Origin of the sequence: Lysinibacillus sp. FN11, assembly GCF_024628845.1 — a bacterium.
In the GTDB taxonomy this organism is placed as follows: Bacteria; Bacillota; Bacilli; order Bacillales_A; family Planococcaceae; genus Lysinibacillus; species Lysinibacillus capsici.
In genome coordinates, this window is the sequence record NZ_CP102383.1 from 3,839,862 (window position 1) to 3,859,623 (window position 19,762).

The following is a 19,762-nucleotide window of genomic DNA, read 5'->3' on the forward strand; positions in this document are numbered from 1 at the left end:
ACGCTAACCCTTTTATTACTTCGCTATTAATTGTAATGTTTTCCCTTTTATCTCTTCCTGTTTGATAAATGTTTGATGGTAATCACCATTTGCCCAATCCAATACCTGATCTTGATACCAATCAGATTTCACATGACCACTTTGACCAGGGCCAACAATATGATAGGCTGAGCTTAAATCACCTACATCCACCACAAAACGCCAAGATGCACCGTGATCTACATTACCAGCTAAATCATTATCTGCTGCTTGTACGGTAACTTTCGAACCACCAATAGGAACCTTTTTAGCATTAAAATAGGCTGCAAGAATAGGCGATGCACTTCCTAGTGTATGGTCAAAAGTAAGCTGATGGTAATCACCCCATTGCCATTTCGAGGAATTTTTCCCGAATTGATTTTCTAATTGTGCAACCGTTAGCTCAAATGCCTTGTATACGGTTTCATCAATGCCACCCTGCTCCTCAACCCAAATACTTTTCTCTCCTGAATAGGCTGTACGTAAGAGCTGGTCTGTAATATTAAACTTCCCATACATGATGCCATACATATCTTCAGGCATTTGATCTTTAAACAAAACTTCCTGTAACTTAATCATTAATGTATGGAACACAAGTGGTGCACCTGATTCCTTTGCATCCACCATATCCCACTTCTCTAGCATGGCCATAATCTCAGCGTACTTCCCATCCTGATCTTTTTCTTTTATCGATGTTAATAAATCAGGCAGAAATTCTCTTGCATAGAGATTGTGCTGATCCATTTGCAAAGCCATCATATCGTCTACTGTAATCGCATCATTTGCCTCTAACACTTCTTTAATTCTTTCGAAACGATAAGGTTGCGCCCAGAAATCAGTGATGTGATAAGGGTAGTCCTCTCCTATTACTTGGTTATTTGCGGTTGCAATAAAACCTTCTTTTGGATTTACTAGAGTTGGTAATTCACCCCATGGTATAAAGCCCTCCCAGCCATAATCACTCGAATCACCTGGAACTGGTAATTGGCCTTCACCTTGCTTACGAATAGGTATTTGACCATTAGCTTTATAAGCAATCGTACCGTCCTTTGATGCAAATACAAAATTTTGTGCTGGCGCTTTAAAGTCTTCTAAAGCTTTTTCGAAATCACCCCAAGTTTTTGCCTTATTAAAACCAAGCACTGCTCTTAGTTCAGCTGTCGGTTGTAGTGCTGTCCACTGCATCGAAAATTGTGCGGTTGGCTCTGTATCTTTAAAAGCTAAATCTGTCATTATAGGGCCGTGACGTGTAACAACGACTTCAAAATCTACCGTTTCTCCATCTTTTACCTTAATTGATTCGTCGCGTACCTCTGCTTGTTCCCACTTTCCATCGTATCTGAATTGTGTTGGATCATCTGGATTTGGTATTTCAATATATAAATCCTGTACATCTGGACCCACATTGGTTACTCCCCAAGCAATTTCATCATTATGGCCTAATATAATACCTGGAATCCCTGCAAAGATAACGCCACTAACATTTTGCTGTGGTGATTGCAGATGCATTTGATACCAAATAGAAGGAGTGCTTAACCCTAAATGTGGGTCATCTGCTAAAATAGGCGTTCCTGATTTCGTTTTATCACCTGAAACTACCCAATTATTACTTCCATTAAATTCGTTTGGTAGCATTTCCGCACTGAATTGCCCAGCTACTGCTACAGGATTTTGGATATTGGCCTCGATAATCGCCGAAGCATTTTCTGGATATTTAATAAATAATTCTTTTGCCTTTTCTTCATCAAAATTCTGTAATGCCCAATGACGAAAAGCTAATGTATTCCAGTTTCCACCCAAATCATAGGCCATATATTTACCAATTGTTAAGGAATCAACAACTGTCCACTCCTCTGGTTCATAGCCTAACAAGGCAAATTCATAGCTTAGTGTATTGCTTTCCTTTGCCTGTGCAATAAAAGCATTTACTCCTTCAGCATACCATTCAAGTACTTGTTTGCTTTCGTCATCATAGGCAGCTAATGATGTCTCTGCAGCATTTCTCAAGCTAAATGTACGGAAATGTTTGTCGGTATTAATCGTTGCTTCTCCAATAATTTCAGATAATCGACCACTTGCCTGCCTTCGTGCTAAGTCCATTTGAAATAGTCTATCTTGCGCTTGGACATAACCTTGCGCACGATATAAATCAGCATCTGTTTTGGCAAAAATATGTGGAACCCCTTTTTCATCTCTCGTGACTGTCACATCCTGATCCAGAATAGTAACAGCTAACTCACCATCAATCACCGGCTTAGATTTATTCATAAACCATGTAAATCCAATAAAAGCCACAAGAGCCAAAGCAGCTATTATCCCAGCTATGACAATGAGCCACTTTTTCCAATTAAACTTTCTCTTCCCCACTGAATAACCCCCTCTTTGCACTATATTCCCGTACTACCTTCCCAAACCCGCTTTGAAACGTAAATTTTTTAGCGAAATTTATTACTTTATGTATATAAAATTGTCTCTAAATACAAAATTTTATATTTATTCGCTATTAGAATAGTATAAACAATAGAGATTATAGAGGCTACTGAGTAATGTTAAAAATTCGCATTCATAAAGATATGATGTATCCTCTCTCATGAAGCCGTCCTATTGTGGTGGAAGCGGATTCCCACATGGTTGGAACGTCTACTCCTCACTTTCGAGCTATCTCCCCTGAAATTATCACACCTCACATTTTTAAAAGTCACCTTATTAATTTACAAATACAAAAAATCGTATTTCCATTTAGAAAATACGATTTAAGTACTAGCATTGTAATTGCAATTCAATTGGACAATGATCACTGCCCATAATGTGTGGGTGAATTGTTGCGCTTTCAATTTGTTCCTTCAATTGATTTGATACAACAAAATAATCGATACGCCAACCAATATTACGTTCACGCACTTTATTCATATAGGACCACCATGTGTAGTGGTCAGTTTCCTCCGGATGCTTGTATCTAAAAGAATCTACAAAACCACTTTCCAATAACGCTGAAAATTTTGCTCTCTCTTCATATGTAAAGCCCGAATTTCCAATATTAGATTTTGCATTTTTTAAATCAATTTCCGTGTGTGCAACATTTAGATCACCACAATAAACCACTGGCTTCTGACTATTTAGTTCTTGTAAATAGCTAGCCAAACGATCCTCCCATTGTAAACGTAGTGGTAATCTCGCTAAATCACGTTGTGCATTTGGTGTATAAACATTTACTAAATAGAAATTCTTATATTCTAAAGTTATAATTCTACCTTCATCCTGAGAATCTTCGGCGCCCACTCCATACTTAACAGACAATGGCGTGTGCTTCGTGAAGATTGCTGTTCCAGAATACCCTTTTTTCTGCGCGTAATTCCAATACTGTTCATAACCTTCGATAGAGAGCTCTACTTGTCCAGCTTGACATTTTGTTTCTTGGATACAAAAGAAATCAGCATCTATTTGATGAAAGAACTCTAAAAAGCCTTTACCGAGACATGCTCGTATCCCATTAACATTCCATGATATAAATTTCATTTTATCCACACTCCTAAAAAAACGCCCTTCGGCTTATGCGAAGGGCATCCTATTATAGATCGTCACCAACAATTTTAACTTCCGTCTCTAATTCAACGCCAAATTTTTCTTTCACTACACGTTGAACCATTTGGATTGTCTCAATATAGTCTGAAGCAGTAGCATTTCCTTTGTTGACAATAAATCCTGCATGCTTGGTAGAGACTTCAGCATCACCAACACCTTTACCTTGTAGGCCACTATCCTGAATAAGTTTTCCAGCAAAATGTCCAGGAGGGCGTTTAAATACACTTCCAGCAGATGGATATTCTAAAGGCTGTTTTGATTCACGTTGGAAGGTTAAATCAGCAATCTTCGCATCAATTTCCTCCTGTACACCTACTGCTAATTGAAATTCAGAGGACAGCACATAATAACCCTTTTTGGCAATAATGCTTTGTCGGTATCCTAGCTCAAGTTCTTCTTTACCTAATATTAAAATGTCCCCTTCTTTTGTTAACACCTTCGATGAAACAATAATATCTTTAATCTCCCCGCCATATGCACCTGCGTTCATAGCCATTGCTCCACCAATTGAACCAGGAATACCACATGCAAATTCAAAACCTGTTAAGGATGCTTGCGCTGATAGCTTCGATACATCTTTGATCAGTGCTCCACTTTGTGCATACACATGCTCACCAGTAATACGAATCTCATCTAAGCGTGAAAATGTTACAACGATGCCTCTATGACCGCCATCTCGAACAACCATATTAGATCCGTTACCTAACATTAATAAAGGAATATTATTTATATATGCATAGCGAATAACGGATGCTGCCTCTTCTTCTGTTTCAGGAAGAACAAAAACATCTGCTTTGCCACCTAATTTTGTCATTGTGTATTGCTGTAATGATTCATTTAACTTAATATTGGCAGGATTAATGCTTTTTGCTAAATCCATCGCCCATTGTTCTTTTGTCATGAGAGCTAATTCCTTTCTAACGTCCTTCTTACTCTACACCAGTATGGATTTACAACCCCAATTTGACAAGTAAAATGAAGGGTATTTTTATCTCATAGTTAAAAGACAGGTAAGACCTGTGCAGAGATGATGAATATTATAAAGAAAATTGACAGTCATTCCAAGTGTCGTTTTTAGCACACTATTTCATTGTATTATCTAGTAAAATAATCTATTCACCTTAGAGCCAACTACTTGCCCATGTTTCGATATTACGAATAGCACCTTCAAGTGCCTGACCTTTATCTGTTAATGAATACTCAACGCGTACCGGTACTTCTGAATATACTTTACGTTCAACAAGTCCCTCTTTTTCAAGCTCCTTTAAACGTTCTGATAATAAACGTCCACTGACAGGTAGTGCAGATTCGATTTCATTAAAGCGCTGTGGTCCATCTAGTAATTGATATAATATTAACCCCGTCCATCGTTTTCCAATTAAATCCATTGCTTTAGCTAAACGAGGACACAAAGTTGTCTCATTCATAATTTTTCACCTCTATGTACCTATTGTAACGATTAATGCTCTAAATGTAAATTTGAAGTAACTTATTTACGTAAAATAATCTATTAACTTTTATATATTTAATTACAAATAGTAACTTATAATTTCAAGGTTTGTCATATCTAACAAGGGTACATAAAATTTCTTAGACTAAACGCTATCCTAATAAAACGCACATATTTCCAATAATATGCCTATTCCATTTTAAATATGTTTTGTTTCATGTTCACAGATTACACTTTTATAGAGGGAAATACTTCCACATTTATAAAAAACTCATTGAATATGCGATTTGTTTACTTTATCATTCGTTGTAGAATGCTGTTTTAGGAGGTTTTCAAATGAAAAAATATACTATCGATTTCAGTCATTCAACAATCGGGTTTTCCGTAAGACATATGATGATTTCTCGGATTCATGGTACGTTTGAATCGTACAGCGGTGAAATAGTTGCATCCAATATCGAACAAATGCAGGATGCAAACATTTCTATCACGATTACAGTGGCTAGTGTCTCCACCAAGAATCATGATCGCGATGTCCACCTTGTGTCTCCTGACTTTTTTGATGCAGACGTCTATCCCAAAATAGTATTTACCTCTACATATATTGATAAACTTGATGATAAAAATTTTGCTATTCATGGTGATTTAACCATCAAAAGCATAACAAGACCTATCGTATTTACAACAGTATATACAGGAAAAGGTGTGAATCCATGGGCACAAGAAGTTTTTGGCTTCCAAGCTAAAGCCCAAATTGATCGTCGTGATTTTAATCTAGTCTACAATACCTTTTTAGAAACAGGCGGTGTATTGATTAGCGATGAAATAGACGTGATAGTAGATCTTGAATTAAATCCTCTTTAAGTATTGTTTCTACCTTAAAGAAAGGGAGGAATTTATGTTTTGGTTTGATAATGGTTTTTTATTTGGCTCCGCTTTTATTACCATCATCTTCTTTATTGTTTTTGGGAGCATAGCCTTTATGATTGTAAACGGTATTATCACTTGGTCTAAAAACAACCGTTCACCAATTTTAACAGTACCCGCTAAGGTTGTGACAAAGCGTACGAATATACGTGGGGGATCTAACAATACTGGGGCATCTACGTCCTATTACGTTACGTTTGAAGAGCAAAACGGTGAACGGCATGAACTAAAGATGAATGGCTACGATTATGGTCAGCTTGTAGAAGGTGATCTTGGCATTTTAACCTATCAAGGTACACGGTATCATTCATTCAACAGACATAAAAAAGGAGAGTAGCGATTATCGTTACTCTCCTTTTCCTATTCTTTTATTTAATTAAATATTTAGCAAATCCAGCTTCTGTATCTTCTAAATATTCAATACCACTACCTGCTGGAATGAACTTTTGTGCATCTTTTGCAGATAGGTAGATAACCTTTGTATTGGCTGGGAACGATACAAATGACCAGTTATTATCCGCAGCTGGGTTAATTGTTTTATTCGCCATAATATAATCTACAACAGCTTGTCGATTTTCATAAGCATAGTTTGTTATGTTAGAGCCGTCAGCATTTTTAAATGTCGCCCCATATGATCCACCAACACGATAATTGTTTGTAATGATGATGAACTCTTGTTTCAAATCGATTGGTTTACCATTATATTGTACATTCTTAATTCGATTTGCCTTTTCATCAGTAAGATTACCGCGTCGGTCATATTTTGCCGGCGATGTAACATCAATTTGATATGTTAAGCCATCTAACACATCAAAGTTATATGAACGAGCTTCTGCATCGATAATATTTTGCTCTTCTGTTTTAGTCGGATCAATTGTTGCAAAAATACCAGCAGCCATCTCTAACCACTCGATTGCTTGTGCGCCTGTCACTTTAATCGTAGCAACAGTATTGTCATAATGATAAATGTCAGCCATATTTTTAATAGCAAGTGGTCCTACAGGAATATTTGTATAATCTAATGGATTATTACGAGATCCTGCTTTGAAAGGTGCCCCAGCCGAAAGAATTGGTGTCTTTTCATCAGCCGTACCCTTTAGCTCTTGTTCGATAAACCATTTTTGAGCTTGTGTTACGATTTGAATGGATGGATCATCTTGCACCATTGAAAAATAACTATGGATTGGTGCAGTTGTTTCTCCAACAGGCTGACGGATATACGTTAATGTGCCATCATGTGCCTCTTTAATAGCTTCTAAAACCGTTGTGGATGGTTGTAAACCTTCTTGTTTGATCGATTGCAATGAACCTTTACCATCTACCACTACCCACTCAGATCCTTGTTGTTCTAGTTTTAAATCAATTACACCAAGATGACTACCATAGCTACCTGCCATAACAGTAGGAACACCGTGAATTGTACCCTTTTCTTGGTCAACATCTTTCAATTCCTTATAGTCACCAGGGAATGTTAAATGAGAGTGTCCTGTAATTAAAGCATCAATACCATCAATTTCTGCTAATTGGTAACCAACATTTTCAGCACCCTTCACATAAGTATCTTCACCGATACCTGAATGTGACAGAATGACAATCACGTCTGCTCCAGCCTTTTGCATTTCTGGTACTACTTCTTTCACAGCTTCTACTGGCTCTTGCATTTCAACTTTACCTGCTAAATGAATGGCATCCCATTCAACAATTTTCGTTGGAACAATCCCTGTTACACCAACTTTAAGTGTATGCTTTTTACCTGAACTATCTACCACTTCTTTATCAAGAATGACATAAGGTGTAAACATGCGTTCTTTTGTTTTTGCATCATAGGTATTAGCATTTACGACTGGATACTTTGCATCGTTTAACACTTCATCTAAAAAGTCTAGACCATAGTTAAATTCATGATTTCCTAAAGTTCCACCATCGTATTTCAATGCATTAAGTGCAGCAATTGCTGGATGAACTTCACCTGGCTTTAAAACACTTTCTAATGCTTTATATGAGCCAAGTGGTGTGCCTTGAATTAAATCGCCATTATCAAATAGTAATGTGTTTGGATTTTTTGCTCTTGCTTGCTCAATTAGTGTGGCTGTATTAGCCAAACCAAGCTCTGCTGATGGAGCATCTAAATAGTAATTGTAATTAGCTAAATTGGTATGAATATCTGTTGTCCCTAAAATCTGAAGATCAACTGATACGTCAGTTGAAGGTGCTTTATATTCTGCTACAAAGCGCTCCACAATACTCTCCATCTGTTCCTTTGTCACATAGTCACGAGGACGAATAGTATTATCCTCAAATGCTTGTAAAATGTTTGCAGCAACAGCATTCGCTAAATCTTGTTTATATGCCGCTGCAATTTGATCTGCATCCTTGAATTGTTCTAAAATTGTGAGGGAAGCGTTTTCACTAACTAGTCCGCGAGCAGAGATAACAAATGCTTGTTGACGTGTTAATTTGTCATCTGGACCAAATGTCGTTGCTGTTTTACCTTTAATAAGTTTTAATTGAACAGCTTTTTCTACATAAGGTGCTAAATCCTTAGAGACATCCTTAAAGGCAAGCGAAGAGCCGTCACCTATCTCTACATCTAAATTTTCTACTAATTCTTTTACATATTCTGCGCGTGTTACATCATTGGAAGCAGCATCAGCAGAAATTCCAAATGGTATAAACGCGAAAAGGACTAGTAACGTCGTCAAGAAATTAGTTATTAATTTCTTATACATACAACAACCTCCTTAATAATCTAGTATTTTCCTACAAATACTATTATATTAAAACCATTCTAATTTTTACTGAATATATAGTCCTAATTATATGTATATTTAAAAGAATGGTTAATTACTTCCCCTCAAAATCATAGATTTCTACCATTCTTCATTTTTCTATTAAATAGGATGTTAGTAAATGTAAATTCAAAATAATTAGTTACTGTCAATATGTCCTACCTCCATACCACACCATACATCTGTTGACAAAATAAAAAAAGTCCTCTCAAAATGGAGAGGACTTTTATTAAAAAATAATTTTTATGCATTCACAGTTTGTAGTGATTGAGCTACCTTTTTCACTTCTTCTAGGCCATTCGCAATAATTTCTTGTGCTTTATCTGGTGAAGCATTGTGACCTTCAATAATCACTTCTTCAATAACTTCCATCCCGAATACGCCACCTACTACGTTTTTAATGTAGTTTACTGACATTTCCATTGGTTGAGCTTCTGGTGATGAATAGTAGCCACCACGAGCATTTAAAATAATCGCTTTTTTGTCAGTCATTAAGCTAATTAATTGACCATTTTCACCATATTTGAATGTGAATCCTGCTTGGTATACATAGTCAATAAATGTTTGTAAAGGTGCTGGAATTGTTAAATTCCACAGCGGGAATGCAAATACAACTAAATCAGCGGCAGTTAATGCATCCATTGCTTTTTGTTTTGCAGCTAATAGGCGTGATTCAATGTCTGTTAACTCTCCACCATTTTGTACTTTACCAAAAGCATTGAAAAGGTCTTGTCCAAAATAAGGCATATCTTCTGCAAATACGTCAAAAGTTGTTACGTTGGCACCCTGCACATTTTCCATGAAAGTATCATACATTTTTGTTGAAATACCGTCTGGACGGTTGTTAGCTTTTACTACTAAAACGTTCATTATATAAAATCTCCCTTAAATTTCAAAATCTAATATCTCGAATTCAAGATATGTGTTTATCTTAAAAAACTTCATCTAAAATGTCAATGCTACTTGCCTCAGACTTTTGACTGAAATATTCTATCTTTCATCCATTCTAACAAGAGGAGTTGAAAGCCTTACTCCTCTCTCTAGTAAGCTAAAATTTACAGTTATCGTCTGTACAAATACCCGCATCACCTGTGCCAGCCATCTTTAGCGATGGTCGTAAACCCTCTTCTTCAGCAACTTTACGCAATGTATCCTCAAATACCTCCTGCGGTTGTGCACCTGAAATACCATACTTACGGTTTAGAACAAAGAACGGTACCCCTCGCACACCAAGCTGGAGACCTTCCTGAATATCCGCTTCTACTTCATTTTTATAAACATCATCGGCAAGAACCTTAGTAACTTCTTCACGCTCTAGCCCTACTTTCTCAGCTATCTCTAATAAAACATCATCTTGACCGATACGCTTTCCTTCAATAAAATGACTGTGTAAAAGTAACTCCACTAGAGCTGTAACATCTCCCTGTTTTTCAGCCCATTTTACAAGCCGATGTGCTTTTAGCGTATTCTCTTCCATCAAATTGCTAAAATCATAGTTTAGCCCTACCTCTTTCGCACGTTCCGTTACACCCATTGTCATTTCCTTTGCCTTCTCTAAGGACATTCCATATTTCTTTGCCAATGATTCATAGACAGTACTATGCGAATCTATTGGAGTAGTTGGATCTAGTTGATAGCTTTTATAGACAAGCTCCACCTGCCCAGAATAGCCAGTATCCTCAATCGCTTTCTCTAATTGTTTTTTACCAATATAACAAAATGGGCATACATAGTCAGACCAAATTTCAATTTTCATTTCTTACTCACTCCTTTTGCTACATTGTAGCGATAGTTGAAATCACAAGGCAATTTTAATGCCTCACTGCATAAATTTTCAAGTTCTTCTACATACTGAACACAAAAACGATGTGAGGTTTCTATATGACACAATCTCTTTGGCTTGCTACAACTGAGTCAGTCTCTTTATCTTCCCTTACTTCCTCAACAACATGCGATGTATGTATAATCGGTGGTGGCTTAACTGGTTTATATACTGCCTATACTTTAGCAAAAGCAGGTGTGGATGTAGTTCTTCTTGAAGCAAATACCCATTTTGGTCACGGTACGACAGGGCATTCAACAGGAAAATTAACAGCCCAGCATAGTATTGTATATGCAAATCTTTTAGAAAAATTATCTTTAGAAGAGGCACAGCTTTATTATCAACTGAATCAACAAGCCATTGATAAAGCTAGACAAATACTTCCACTAGACAGCGTTCGTTCAGTGGATTCACTGTTATACTGTCAAACAAAAGAAGGCTATGCACAATTATTAAAAGAATGGAATGCCTATAAGGTTTTAAACATTCAGTCTAACCTTACCTCTGACACAGAGCTCCCATTCCCTATTACAAAGGCTTTATGTATGACACAACAAGCACAAATAAATCCTGTTGAAGTAAGTAATTTCCTTACGAAAGAGGCACAGAAGATGGGCGCCAAACTTTATGCAAATACTCGTGTTCAGCAGTTAAACATACCACAAAATAACTTATATACCGAAAAAAATATGTCGGTTCAATATAATAAACTTATTTTATGTTCACATTATCCCATCGAAGCATTTAAAGGACTTAAACTTTTTAAATTATCCAATAGTCGCTCCTATATGGTTGCAAGCAAAACCTCTGAGACTATGCAAGGTCAATATTTATCAGTAGATTTTCCTTCTCGTTCGATACGTACTGCCACGATTAATCAGGAAAATTATTTAGTATTAGGAGGGGCGAATCACATTGCTGGCGAGACCGTTCATACTGAGCCATATTATGAGGCCATTTCTAATGAAATGAAGGAGCATTTTGAACAACAGCCACTCTATCGATGGTCAGCCCAGGATATAGAAACACCTGATATTGTCCCTTATGTTGGAAGAATTACAAACTCCTTACCTAACGTACTAATTGCCACTGGCTATCGAAAATGGGGAATCTCCAATTCCTTTGTCGCTGGTGATATCTTATCGTCTCTTTTAACAGGCTCAAAGATCGAAGAGGGTGCTATCGCTCTTTATTCACCATCACGTACTAAATTCGGTGCCCAATTCATGCAAATGCTGAAAGTAGGAGGCTTTGTTGCCAAGGAATATATAGCTGGGTATATGAGGAATGCCACTGCTCCAACCTGTACTCATTTAGGCTGCAAAACGAAATGGAATGAAGCTGATGAAACATGGGATTGTCCTTGCCATGGTTCCCGTTTTAACGCTAAGGGTGAGGTACTTGAAGGCCCTGCAGTACAACCATTAAAACTCGATTAAAAAAGAGGTTGTCTTAATAGACAACCTCTTTCCTATCTTTATTTTAGTGCTTCTGTTAATACTGGTACAATTTGTTTCTTACGAGAAACAACACCTGGTAATACAACACGATTGTTGACAAGTTCAGCACCGAATCCTTTTGCTGCCGCTTCTGCTACTTGCCCAATTGCAACAGCTGTAGAATCATTATTCAAAATGTCAGTCACAACGAAGAAGAATAGATCTAAGCCATTTTCTGCAACATTTTTATTAAGTAGTATTTCTAACTCCTCTTGACGATTAAGCACATCATTAACATCAACTGCATTAACTTGAGCTACAACAGATTTGTACTCACCAAATTGAAACTCTTTTGCATCTAATGATAATAAATCTTCTAAAGATTTATCAGATAAATCAGCACCTGCTTTTAGCATTGCCAAACCATACTCTGCAATTTCCACACCAGCAATTTTTGCTAGCTCTTCACCAGCTTTTACATCTTGCTCTGTGCAAGTCGGTGATTTGAATAATAATGTATCTGAAACAATTGCAGATAACATTAAACCGGCAATATTGGCTGGTATCGCTACTTCGTTTTCCTTAAATATTTTGTTTAAAATTGTAGCTGTACAACCTACTGGCTCGGCACGATAGTATAATGGATCGGCTGTTTGGAAGTTTGCAATACGGTGATGGTCGATAACCTCTGTAATTTGTACTTCCTCAATGCCGTCAGCTGATTGCTGGAATTCATTGTGGTCAACAAGGATTACCTTGTCCACTTCACCAGCAACAGAAGAAATTAAACGAGGCGCTTCAAAGCCAAATTTATCTAGTGCAAATTGGGTCTCATTATTAACATCTCCAAGACGGACCGCCTCAGCTTCTTCACCAATTTGCTGTTTTAAATAGGCATATACAATTGCAGACGTGATTGTGTCTGTATCTGGGTTTTTATGTCCAAAAACTAATACTTTACTCATTGAATTAATTCCTCCTAAAATAGCACTTACATTTATATTTTATTTTATCATACCTTATAGCCTGACAAGTGATAAAGTGAAACTTTGGAACAATTTCGCCTCAGCTTATTTGCCACTGACCCTCACTCTCGGTATAACAAACAGTGCTCATGGCGCCCTACTGTATTATTCAAATTTAATATGCAAATATAATGGCAGCGCTCTAAATCCATACTTTTCAAATAAAATATCTATATTATAACTAGCTTCAGTTGCTATGTATACTTTTAATAGGTCTAATTACTTCTATAAAATTCTCTATTTTTACCAACCTATTTTTAACATTCAATAGTAAAAATGCCTCTTTTTTATAAAATAATTAGTTTATATAGATATTTAGTTGGGTTTTCATATTTAAGTCATCATAATTTTATGCTATCATCAGGTAGTCTATATTTTTGGATATTCAGGAAATGGGGATTACGATGACGAAGAAGATAGAAAAAAAGTACATTCCTTTAGCTAACTATTTTGATGTAGCTTTACAACAAGAAATTACTTTATCCTTTAGTGAATTAGAAAACATTATGGGACAAGCATTACCGAACGCTGCCTACTTAAATAAAAGCTGGTGGAAAAAAACTAAGCCCCCTCTCTCACATTATTTATCATGGACAAATGCAGGCTATTATGTCACTGATGTTAAACTAGGTTCTAGTGTATCTTTCTCACGTACGCAAATGAAGTCTACCGAAAACAACACTTCTAATAGTGAGGAGAATTCATCTGCATACATAATACGAGGGATTGAAGCATCTGATGCTAGATCATTTATTCATTTACAAGAGGAGATTTTTCAAGAAACTGACTTCATGTATAATGTTCAAAACGAGCTAGATCTCACTGTCCAACAACTTCGTAAAAATTTAACCTATTGGAAGCAATTAAAAAACCGTACTATACTACTTTGTGTACTCAACGGAATTTTTGCAGGTTATGCGGTTATTCATGGATATAAACAATCAAAAGCTAGACATGTTGCCTCTATTCGTTTAGCTGTGAAAGCAGAGCATCAACAAAAAGGTATCGGCTCCGCACTGATGAAAGCTGTTGAAAGTTGGTCTAAACAACATGATATTTCCCGTTTAGAGTTATCTGTTATGGAGCATAACAATGTAGCTTTACACCTCTTTACAAAGCTAGGATTTCATCAGGAGGGCATTCGAAAAAATGCCATTAAATTAAATGATACTTTTATTAATGAATATAGCTTAAGTAAAATTCTATAATTCACTTTTCCTAGATGTCTAAATACTATTTGGACATCTTTTTATATAGAAAATTTCAAAAAAATACGCATAGATAGTGTGTTTCAACAAACTATCTATGCGTATTTACATTAAAAAACCTGCTTTTCTCTAACAGCATCTAAGAATAATACATTACTTTCTACTTGCTCATACAATTGCTGATATTTTTCATAGTGGTCTTTATCCTGGTTTATCATTTCCTCTATCAACGCATGCAAAAATGAAATCAAGACTGGGGCAATGTCTAGAGAAGAATGATTTTTAGTGCCGAGGGTAAATAATGCACTGGCATATTCTCGAATAGGCGAAAATGCAGAACCTGTAATGGCAATAATTTTTACTTTCTTTACCTTTGCAATTTCAACAATCGTTTTAATATCCGCAATCTGTTTATCAAAAGATAGTACAATTAAAGTCGTATGTTCGCCCATACTGTTTATTTGATTCACTAAATCATCTGAGTCTAAACGAAGCTGCTTAATATTAGCACGAAGTGTTTTCAATGTATTAGATAACCAATTTGCAACAGATGCATTGTAACGAGTACCTAGAATATAGATATTATCTGCTTCATGCATCCATTTTGAGCAGTTTTGGATCTGCTGATCGTTGATCAAATGAATTGTTTCTTGAATATTTTGGCTATCTCGTTGCATCACCTTACCAAAGCTAGTATTAGTCAGCTTCTTAGTATATGTAGGCTGTAGATTTGCACCTACATCTTGAGACATAATAAAGCCTCTAACTTCCTCTTGCAGTTCTACATACCCTGACAAATCCATAGCATAACAAAATCGAATCACAGTTGATTCACTTACATTAGCCAATCTGCCAACCTCTGCAGCTCCATTAGCAATCACTGTTGTGGGATTATCCATTACAAATTGCGCTACTTTACGCTGGCCCTTTGACAGCCTTACAAACCTTTTCTTTATATCCTCATGAATACTCATTCCTAACAACCTTTCTTTCAATGACCTTATCACGAACGGGAGATTGTTTCCTACTGACTCAAAATTCGATTAAAAATACAGTATCACGATTACAATTTGAATACAATGACTTTTCTGAAAAATCTTCATCGCATTAACCTGCTAATAAAACAATTTAATTTACTCTTTAACCATTTTATATTGATTTGTCATTTTAACAAATAAATCAGTAAAATCGAATAAAAATTAATAAATGCTCATTTTTATGTATTTTTTAAGCGAAATTAGACAAAAATGTCCTAGATCAATTCTCTGATCCAGGACATTCTGTTTCATATTATTCTAATTCAAGCTGCTTCGTTTCCTTACCAAGGAAGATGACCCCTACAACACCGATAATAATTGCCCCACAGAAAATGGCAAAGATAAAACCTATATCATAGCCTGCCGTTAATAAAAACCCAACGAGCAACGGCCCAAAAATACCACCAATTCGTCCAACCGCTGCTGCCATACCAGCACCTGTTCCACGAATAACCGATGGATATTGTTCGGGTGTATAAGCATATAATGCTCCCCAAGCCCCCAAGTTAAAGAAAGATAAAAACATCCCTGAAGTTAGCAATACGGCTAAAGTATCTGCATTTCCAAAAATATAAGCACTCGCTGCAGTACCAATTAGATAGGAAACAAGGACAAATTTACGCCCGAACTTTTCTATAAACCAAGCAGCTGTAAAGTAACCTGGTAATTGAGCTAAAGTCATGATCAAAACATATTTAAAGCTTGTGATCATGTCAAAGCCCTTCCCTACCATCACACTTGGCAACCATAAAAACATGCCATAATACGAAAATACAACCGTAAACCATAATAGCCACAGCATAAATGTAGAACGAGCATACTTTTTTGACCAAACCTCTTTCATATTTTGACCAATGCTCCGTTTTTTCGCTTCTTCCTTCACCGTAAATTGAGGTGAATCAGGCAAATGCCAACGAAGATAAATAGCATAAAACGCTGGAAGTGCTGTTAGTATAAGGGCTACTCGCCAGCCCCATGTGGGAATAATAAAATACGAAATAAGTGCCGCTATTAACCAACCTGCTGCCCAAAAGCTTTCAAGTAATACAACCACACGACCTCTTTCTTTGGCAGCCACACTTTCAGATACAAGTGTTGAAGCTACAGGCAATTCTCCTCCTAGCCCCATCCCTACTAAAAAGCGTAAAATTAAAAATGCAGTTAATGTTGTTGTAAAAGCGGACAAACCACTTGCAATAGAAAAAAGGACAAGTGTCCACATAAATATTTGCTTGCGACCTACTTTATCAGCAAAGACACCGAAAAAGAGAGCTCCTACAGCCATCCCGATAGAATTTATACTACCAATCCAACCCGATTGACTTGGTGATAGTCCCCACTCAGCGGCCAATGCTGCAATGACAAAGGATAGTATACCAACGTCCATTGCATCGAAGAGCCACCCAACCCCCGCTACACCCAATAACTTATTTCTGGAAATGGATTGCTGAGGTTTCTTTGTTACTGCTGTATTTATTGTCATTCTAACCACCTGTCTTTACACATGACTTTACATTATAAGATTACTATACAGTTGTTTCAAGAAAGTGACAAGTACTATTCAAATTACCGAATTGTTTCGACAATTAGTGAAATGGTATTGAAATAATAGTGCTATTTGCGTTAAAATGTCTTTTATACAAAAACAACTGTTCTTTCTATAAGAACAAAAGGAGATCGTTACGTTATGTGGAAAGGCCTTATTGAAGAATATAAACAATTTTTACCCGTAACTGAAAATACACCTGCTTTAACTTTAAACGAAGGCAATACGCCTCTTATACATTTAGTGAATTTATCTAAGAAACTAGGCATTGAGCTTTACGGAAAAATTGAGGGTGCAAATCCTACTGGCTCATTTAAAGACCGAGGAATGGTATTTGCTGTTGCAAAAGCTATCGAGGATGGAAGTCAATGCGTTATTTGCGCTTCTACAGGAAACACTTCCGCTGCTGCGGCTGCCTATGCAACTCGTGCAGGCATCCAATCAATCGTTGTTATTCCAAAAGGTAAAGTTGCTCTTGGAAAGCTAGCACAGGCAACAATGTACGGGGCAAAGATCATTGAAATTGACGGAAACTTTGATGATGCACTCAATATCGTTCGCCAAGTAAGTGAAACGACACCAGTTGCACTTGTTAACTCTGTAAACCCATACCGTATCGAAGGTCAAAAAACGGCTTCGTTTGAAATCGTAGATGCCTTAGGTTCAGCCCCTGATTATTTGTGTATTCCAGTTGGGAACGCAGGTAATATTACTGCATATTGGAAAGGGTTTAAAGAATATCACGCTGCAAAAAATTGTGGTCTACCAAAAATGTATGGCTTTGAAGCTGAAGGTGCTGCAGCAATCGTTAAAGGTGAGCCAATTGCTAATCCTGAGACAGTGGCAACTGCCATTCGTATTGGCAATCCTGCGAGCTGGACATTGGCAGAAGCTGCTCGAGATGAATCTGGCGGTATCATTGATTCTGTTACAGATGAAGAAATTGTAGCAGCCTACAAATTAATTGCAAGTACAGAAGGCATTTTTGTTGAGCCTGGCTCTGCAGCTTCTTTAGCAGGTGTTATGAAATCTGTTGCAAATGGAAAAATCCCTCAAGGCGCCAAAGTTGTAACAATCTTTACAGGGAATGGCCTAAAAGATCCTGATACAGCCATGAATGTATCCACTGTAGAGGTCGTATCCCTTAAAAACGATGAAGAAGAAATTCGTGCATATATTGAGGGTGTACTATGAGTAAAATGTGGCAAATCTCAGTTCCTGGAAGCACAGCCAACTTAGGTCCAGGCTTTGATTCAATAGGACTTGGCTTGTCTCTTTACTTACAGCTTTCTGTTACATTGCAAGAACAATGGGAAATTATTCATCTTGATGATAATGGTCCTAAAGAGTTTGAGCTTGAAGAACACTTGCTATACGTCATTGCTAAAAAAACTGCAGATCTATATGGTCAACAGCTACCTGCCTGTCGTGTGGAGATGGCTAGTGAACTTCCGTTAGCACGTGGACTTGGTAGCAGTGCAGCAGTTATTGTTGCAGGTATTGAGCTTGCTAACCAAGTCTGCGAGCTGGAATTAACAATTCAAGATAAACTCAATCTCTCTTCACAAATTGAAGGACATCCAGATAACGCAACTGCTTCAGTTTTAGGAGGATTAACGATTTCTTCGATGGATGACAATGGCGTAGTCGATACATTCCACATCAATGATATCGATGCCTCCTTTGTGGTATATGTACCAGATGTTGAATTAAAAACGAGCGAATCCCGTTCTGTTTTACCAGAGCAATTTAACCGTTCCTATGCTGTTCATGCCTCAGCAAATGCGAATATGTTAGCCGCTTCTTTAATGGTACGAGATTTTGAACGTGCTGGACGTTATATGGAGGCAGATTTATTCCATGAACCGTTTCGTGCAAAGCTAATTCCTGGTTATGATGAAATTCGTATGGCTGCAAAATCGAACGGTGCATATGGTACTGCTCTAAGTGGTGCTGGACCAACAATGATTTCTATTATTCCTTCTGCTATTGCCTCTGACTTCGTTGAATTAATGAAAAAGCAATTCCCAGAGCATCAAATTATTTTAACAAATGCTGATGAACATGGTGTACAAGTCAATGAATGTGTGAAACGTCTACTTTAATAGTAGGCGTTTTTTCTTGAAAGCAAGTTAGGATAAAACTAATATTATAGAAGTATAGAATTAGACTTTTATACGCGCTTTTCTAAGGAGGAATTATCTTGAAACCCATTATATTCTGTGATTTCGATGGCACAATAACAGAAACAGATAACATCTTTTCACTTATGACTGAATTTGTACCAGAAGAATCTGAGAAAATCGCTCAAGCGATGATGGAACAAACCATTTCATTTAAAGATGGGCTATCAGCAATGTTTCATCTACTTTCTACTCATCAAAAAGGTGAAGTCATTCAATATCTAATGGAGTCGGCAGTCATACGTGAGGGATTTGGTGATTTTGTCCGCTATGCTCAAAACAACGATATTCCATTTTATATTGTAAGTGGCGGAGTTGATTTTTTCATCGAGCCTTTAGTTGAAAAATTTGGTCCCTTTTCAGGCATTTACTGTAATAAAGCGGATTTTTCTGGTAAACAAATAGCGTTGATCTACCCAAATAGCTGCGATGAGGAATGCGCTAAATACAGCACACAAGGATGCGGTTGCTGTAAACCAAGCGTGATGCGGAAGGTTGCTAAGGAGGATCATTATAAAATTGTAATTGGTGATTCTCTATCGGATTTTGAGGCAGCTAAACTAGCAGATATTGTTTTAGCTAGAGATCATCTTATCCAACGCTGTGAAGAGCTTCATGTTCCATATAGACCTTTTACCACATTTCATGATTGTCTAAAAATAGTACAAGAGCTAGTGGAGTCCAAAAAAGCTATTGTTACACGCTAATAGAAAAAAGAAAAAGGAGCCACTTTTAC

At 36.9% G+C, this 19,762-nt stretch carries 17 protein-coding genes; 7 read left to right on the top strand and 10 right to left on the bottom strand.

Annotated elements, in window-relative coordinates:
* Positions 1-15: 15 nt before the first annotated feature.
* The 4 genes from NP781_RS20240 to NP781_RS20255 all read right to left on the bottom strand — a co-directional run bounded on the left by NP781_RS20240 (position 16) and on the right by NP781_RS20255 (position 5,027).
* Positions 16-2,385, bottom strand: coding sequence for a penicillin acylase family protein (locus NP781_RS20240; RefSeq protein ID WP_257520676.1), 2,370 nt, complete (start codon positions 2,383-2,385; stop codon positions 16-18).
* A 393-nt stretch (positions 2,386-2,778) separates the two neighbouring features.
* Complete coding sequence (locus NP781_RS20245; RefSeq protein WP_048394240.1) at positions 2,779-3,534, bottom strand: exodeoxyribonuclease III; 756 nt, start codon at positions 3,532-3,534, stop codon at positions 2,779-2,781.
* Between the two features lie 52 nt (positions 3,535-3,586).
* Positions 3,587-4,501: a UDP-N-acetylmuramate dehydrogenase gene (gene murB, locus NP781_RS20250; protein ID WP_221681427.1), complete on the bottom strand. Its 915-nt coding sequence runs from the start codon at positions 4,499-4,501 to the stop codon at positions 3,587-3,589.
* A gap of 220 nt (positions 4,502-4,721) precedes the next feature.
* Positions 4,722-5,027 (bottom strand): winged helix-turn-helix transcriptional regulator, encoded by a 306-nt coding sequence (locus tag NP781_RS20255; RefSeq protein ID WP_004231981.1) that lies wholly within the window; start codon positions 5,025-5,027, stop codon positions 4,722-4,724.
* A gap of 359 nt (positions 5,028-5,386) precedes the next feature.
* Between NP781_RS20255 and NP781_RS20260 the strand changes: the two genes are divergently transcribed.
* The gene (locus NP781_RS20260; RefSeq protein ID WP_221681429.1) at positions 5,387-5,914 is read left to right on the top strand and encodes a YceI family protein; all 528 of its coding nucleotides are present in this window, start codon (positions 5,387-5,389) and stop codon (positions 5,912-5,914) included.
* Positions 5,915-5,948: 34 nt separating this feature from the next.
* Positions 5,949-6,314 (top strand): DUF2500 domain-containing protein, encoded by a 366-nt coding sequence (locus NP781_RS20265; RefSeq protein WP_221681431.1) that lies wholly within the window; start codon positions 5,949-5,951, stop codon positions 6,312-6,314.
* A 31-nt stretch (positions 6,315-6,345) separates the two neighbouring features.
* Here NP781_RS20265 and NP781_RS20270 read toward each other — a convergent pair whose 3' ends face one another.
* From NP781_RS20270 to NP781_RS20280, 3 genes are all read right to left on the bottom strand, one after another.
* Positions 6,346-8,706: a bifunctional 2',3'-cyclic-nucleotide 2'-phosphodiesterase/3'-nucleotidase gene (locus NP781_RS20270; protein WP_257520677.1), complete on the bottom strand. Its 2,361-nt coding sequence runs from the start codon at positions 8,704-8,706 to the stop codon at positions 6,346-6,348.
* A 303-nt stretch (positions 8,707-9,009) separates the two neighbouring features.
* The gene (locus tag NP781_RS20275) at positions 9,010-9,636 is read right to left on the bottom strand and encodes an FMN-dependent NADH-azoreductase (RefSeq protein WP_048394231.1); all 627 of its coding nucleotides are present in this window, start codon (positions 9,634-9,636) and stop codon (positions 9,010-9,012) included.
* 178 nt (positions 9,637-9,814) lie between these two features.
* Positions 9,815-10,522, bottom strand: a complete 708-nt coding sequence (locus NP781_RS20280) for a DsbA family oxidoreductase (RefSeq protein ID WP_257520678.1) — start codon at positions 10,520-10,522, stop codon at positions 9,815-9,817.
* Between the two features lie 125 nt (positions 10,523-10,647).
* Here NP781_RS20280 and NP781_RS20285 point away from each other — a divergent pair, with 125 nt between their 5' ends.
* Positions 10,648-12,027, top strand: a complete 1,380-nt coding sequence (locus NP781_RS20285; RefSeq protein WP_257520679.1) for an FAD-dependent oxidoreductase — start codon at positions 10,648-10,650, stop codon at positions 12,025-12,027.
* A 38-nt stretch (positions 12,028-12,065) separates the two neighbouring features.
* On the opposite strand, the gene NP781_RS20290 is transcribed toward NP781_RS20285, so the two are convergent.
* Positions 12,066-12,992 (bottom strand): manganese-dependent inorganic pyrophosphatase, encoded by a 927-nt coding sequence (locus NP781_RS20290; protein WP_257520680.1) that lies wholly within the window; start codon positions 12,990-12,992, stop codon positions 12,066-12,068.
* A 464-nt stretch (positions 12,993-13,456) separates the two neighbouring features.
* On the opposite strand from NP781_RS20290, the gene NP781_RS20295 reads away from it, so the two are divergent.
* The gene (locus NP781_RS20295; protein ID WP_257520681.1) at positions 13,457-14,260 is read left to right on the top strand and encodes a GNAT family N-acetyltransferase; all 804 of its coding nucleotides are present in this window, start codon (positions 13,457-13,459) and stop codon (positions 14,258-14,260) included.
* Positions 14,261-14,370: 110 nt separating this feature from the next.
* On the opposite strand, the gene NP781_RS20300 is transcribed toward NP781_RS20295, so the two are convergent.
* Together NP781_RS20300 and NP781_RS20305 are read right to left on the bottom strand one after the other, a co-directional pair.
* Positions 14,371-15,234, bottom strand: a complete 864-nt coding sequence (locus NP781_RS20300) for a MurR/RpiR family transcriptional regulator (protein ID WP_221681441.1) — start codon at positions 15,232-15,234, stop codon at positions 14,371-14,373.
* A gap of 316 nt (positions 15,235-15,550) precedes the next feature.
* Positions 15,551-16,780 carry an MFS transporter gene (locus NP781_RS20305; protein ID WP_221681445.1) on the bottom strand — a complete coding sequence of 410 codons (1,230 nt, stop codon included), beginning with the start codon at positions 16,778-16,780 and terminating at the stop codon, positions 15,551-15,553.
* Between the two features lie 204 nt (positions 16,781-16,984).
* Between NP781_RS20305 and thrC the strand changes: the two genes are divergently transcribed.
* The 3 genes from thrC (at position 16,985) to NP781_RS20320 (ending at position 19,733) form a co-directional block, all read left to right on the top strand.
* Positions 16,985-18,037 (top strand): threonine synthase, encoded by a 1,053-nt coding sequence (gene thrC / locus NP781_RS20310; protein WP_004231969.1) that lies wholly within the window; start codon positions 16,985-16,987, stop codon positions 18,035-18,037.
* Entirely contained in the window at positions 18,034-18,948 is a 915-nt protein-coding gene (gene thrB / locus NP781_RS20315) for a homoserine kinase (RefSeq protein WP_202342256.1), read from the top strand. Before thrC ends, thrB begins: the two co-directional genes overlap by 4 nt.
* 98 nt (positions 18,949-19,046) lie before the next feature.
* Positions 19,047-19,733: an MtnX-like HAD-IB family phosphatase gene (locus tag NP781_RS20320; RefSeq protein WP_221681447.1), complete on the top strand. Its 687-nt coding sequence runs from the start codon at positions 19,047-19,049 to the stop codon at positions 19,731-19,733.
* Positions 19,734-19,762: the final 29 nt, after the last annotated feature.

Coding starts and splice junctions, on each gene's coding strand:
- NP781_RS20245 (WP_048394240.1), bottom strand. CDS start 3,534: ATGAAATTTATATCATGGAATGTTAATGGGATACGAGCATGTCTCGGT.
- murB (WP_221681427.1), bottom strand. CDS start 4,501: ATGACAAAAGAACAATGGGCGATGGATTTAGCAAAAAGCATTAATCCT.
- NP781_RS20255 (WP_004231981.1), bottom strand. CDS start 5,027: ATGAATGAGACAACTTTGTGTCCTCGTTTAGCTAAAGCAATGGATTTA.
- NP781_RS20260 (WP_221681429.1), top strand. CDS start 5,387: ATGAAAAAATATACTATCGATTTCAGTCATTCAACAATCGGGTTTTCC.
- NP781_RS20265 (WP_221681431.1), top strand. CDS start 5,949: ATGTTTTGGTTTGATAATGGTTTTTTATTTGGCTCCGCTTTTATTACC.
- NP781_RS20270 (WP_257520677.1), bottom strand. CDS start 8,706: ATGTATAAGAAATTAATAACTAATTTCTTGACGACGTTACTAGTCCTT.
- NP781_RS20275 (WP_048394231.1), bottom strand. CDS start 9,636: ATGAACGTTTTAGTAGTAAAAGCTAACAACCGTCCAGACGGTATTTCA.
- NP781_RS20280 (WP_257520678.1), bottom strand. CDS start 10,522: ATGAAAATTGAAATTTGGTCTGACTATGTATGCCCATTTTGTTATATT.
- NP781_RS20285 (WP_257520679.1), top strand. CDS start 10,648: ATGACACAATCTCTTTGGCTTGCTACAACTGAGTCAGTCTCTTTATCT.
- NP781_RS20290 (WP_257520680.1), bottom strand. CDS start 12,992: ATGAGTAAAGTATTAGTTTTTGGACATAAAAACCCAGATACAGACACA.
- NP781_RS20295 (WP_257520681.1), top strand. CDS start 13,457: ATGACGAAGAAGATAGAAAAAAAGTACATTCCTTTAGCTAACTATTTT.
- NP781_RS20300 (WP_221681441.1), bottom strand. CDS start 15,234: ATGAGTATTCATGAGGATATAAAGAAAAGGTTTGTAAGGCTGTCAAAG.
- NP781_RS20305 (WP_221681445.1), bottom strand. CDS start 16,780: ATGACAATAAATACAGCAGTAACAAAGAAACCTCAGCAATCCATTTCC.
- thrC (WP_004231969.1), top strand. CDS start 16,985: ATGTGGAAAGGCCTTATTGAAGAATATAAACAATTTTTACCCGTAACT.
- thrB (WP_202342256.1), top strand. CDS start 18,034: ATGAGTAAAATGTGGCAAATCTCAGTTCCTGGAAGCACAGCCAACTTA.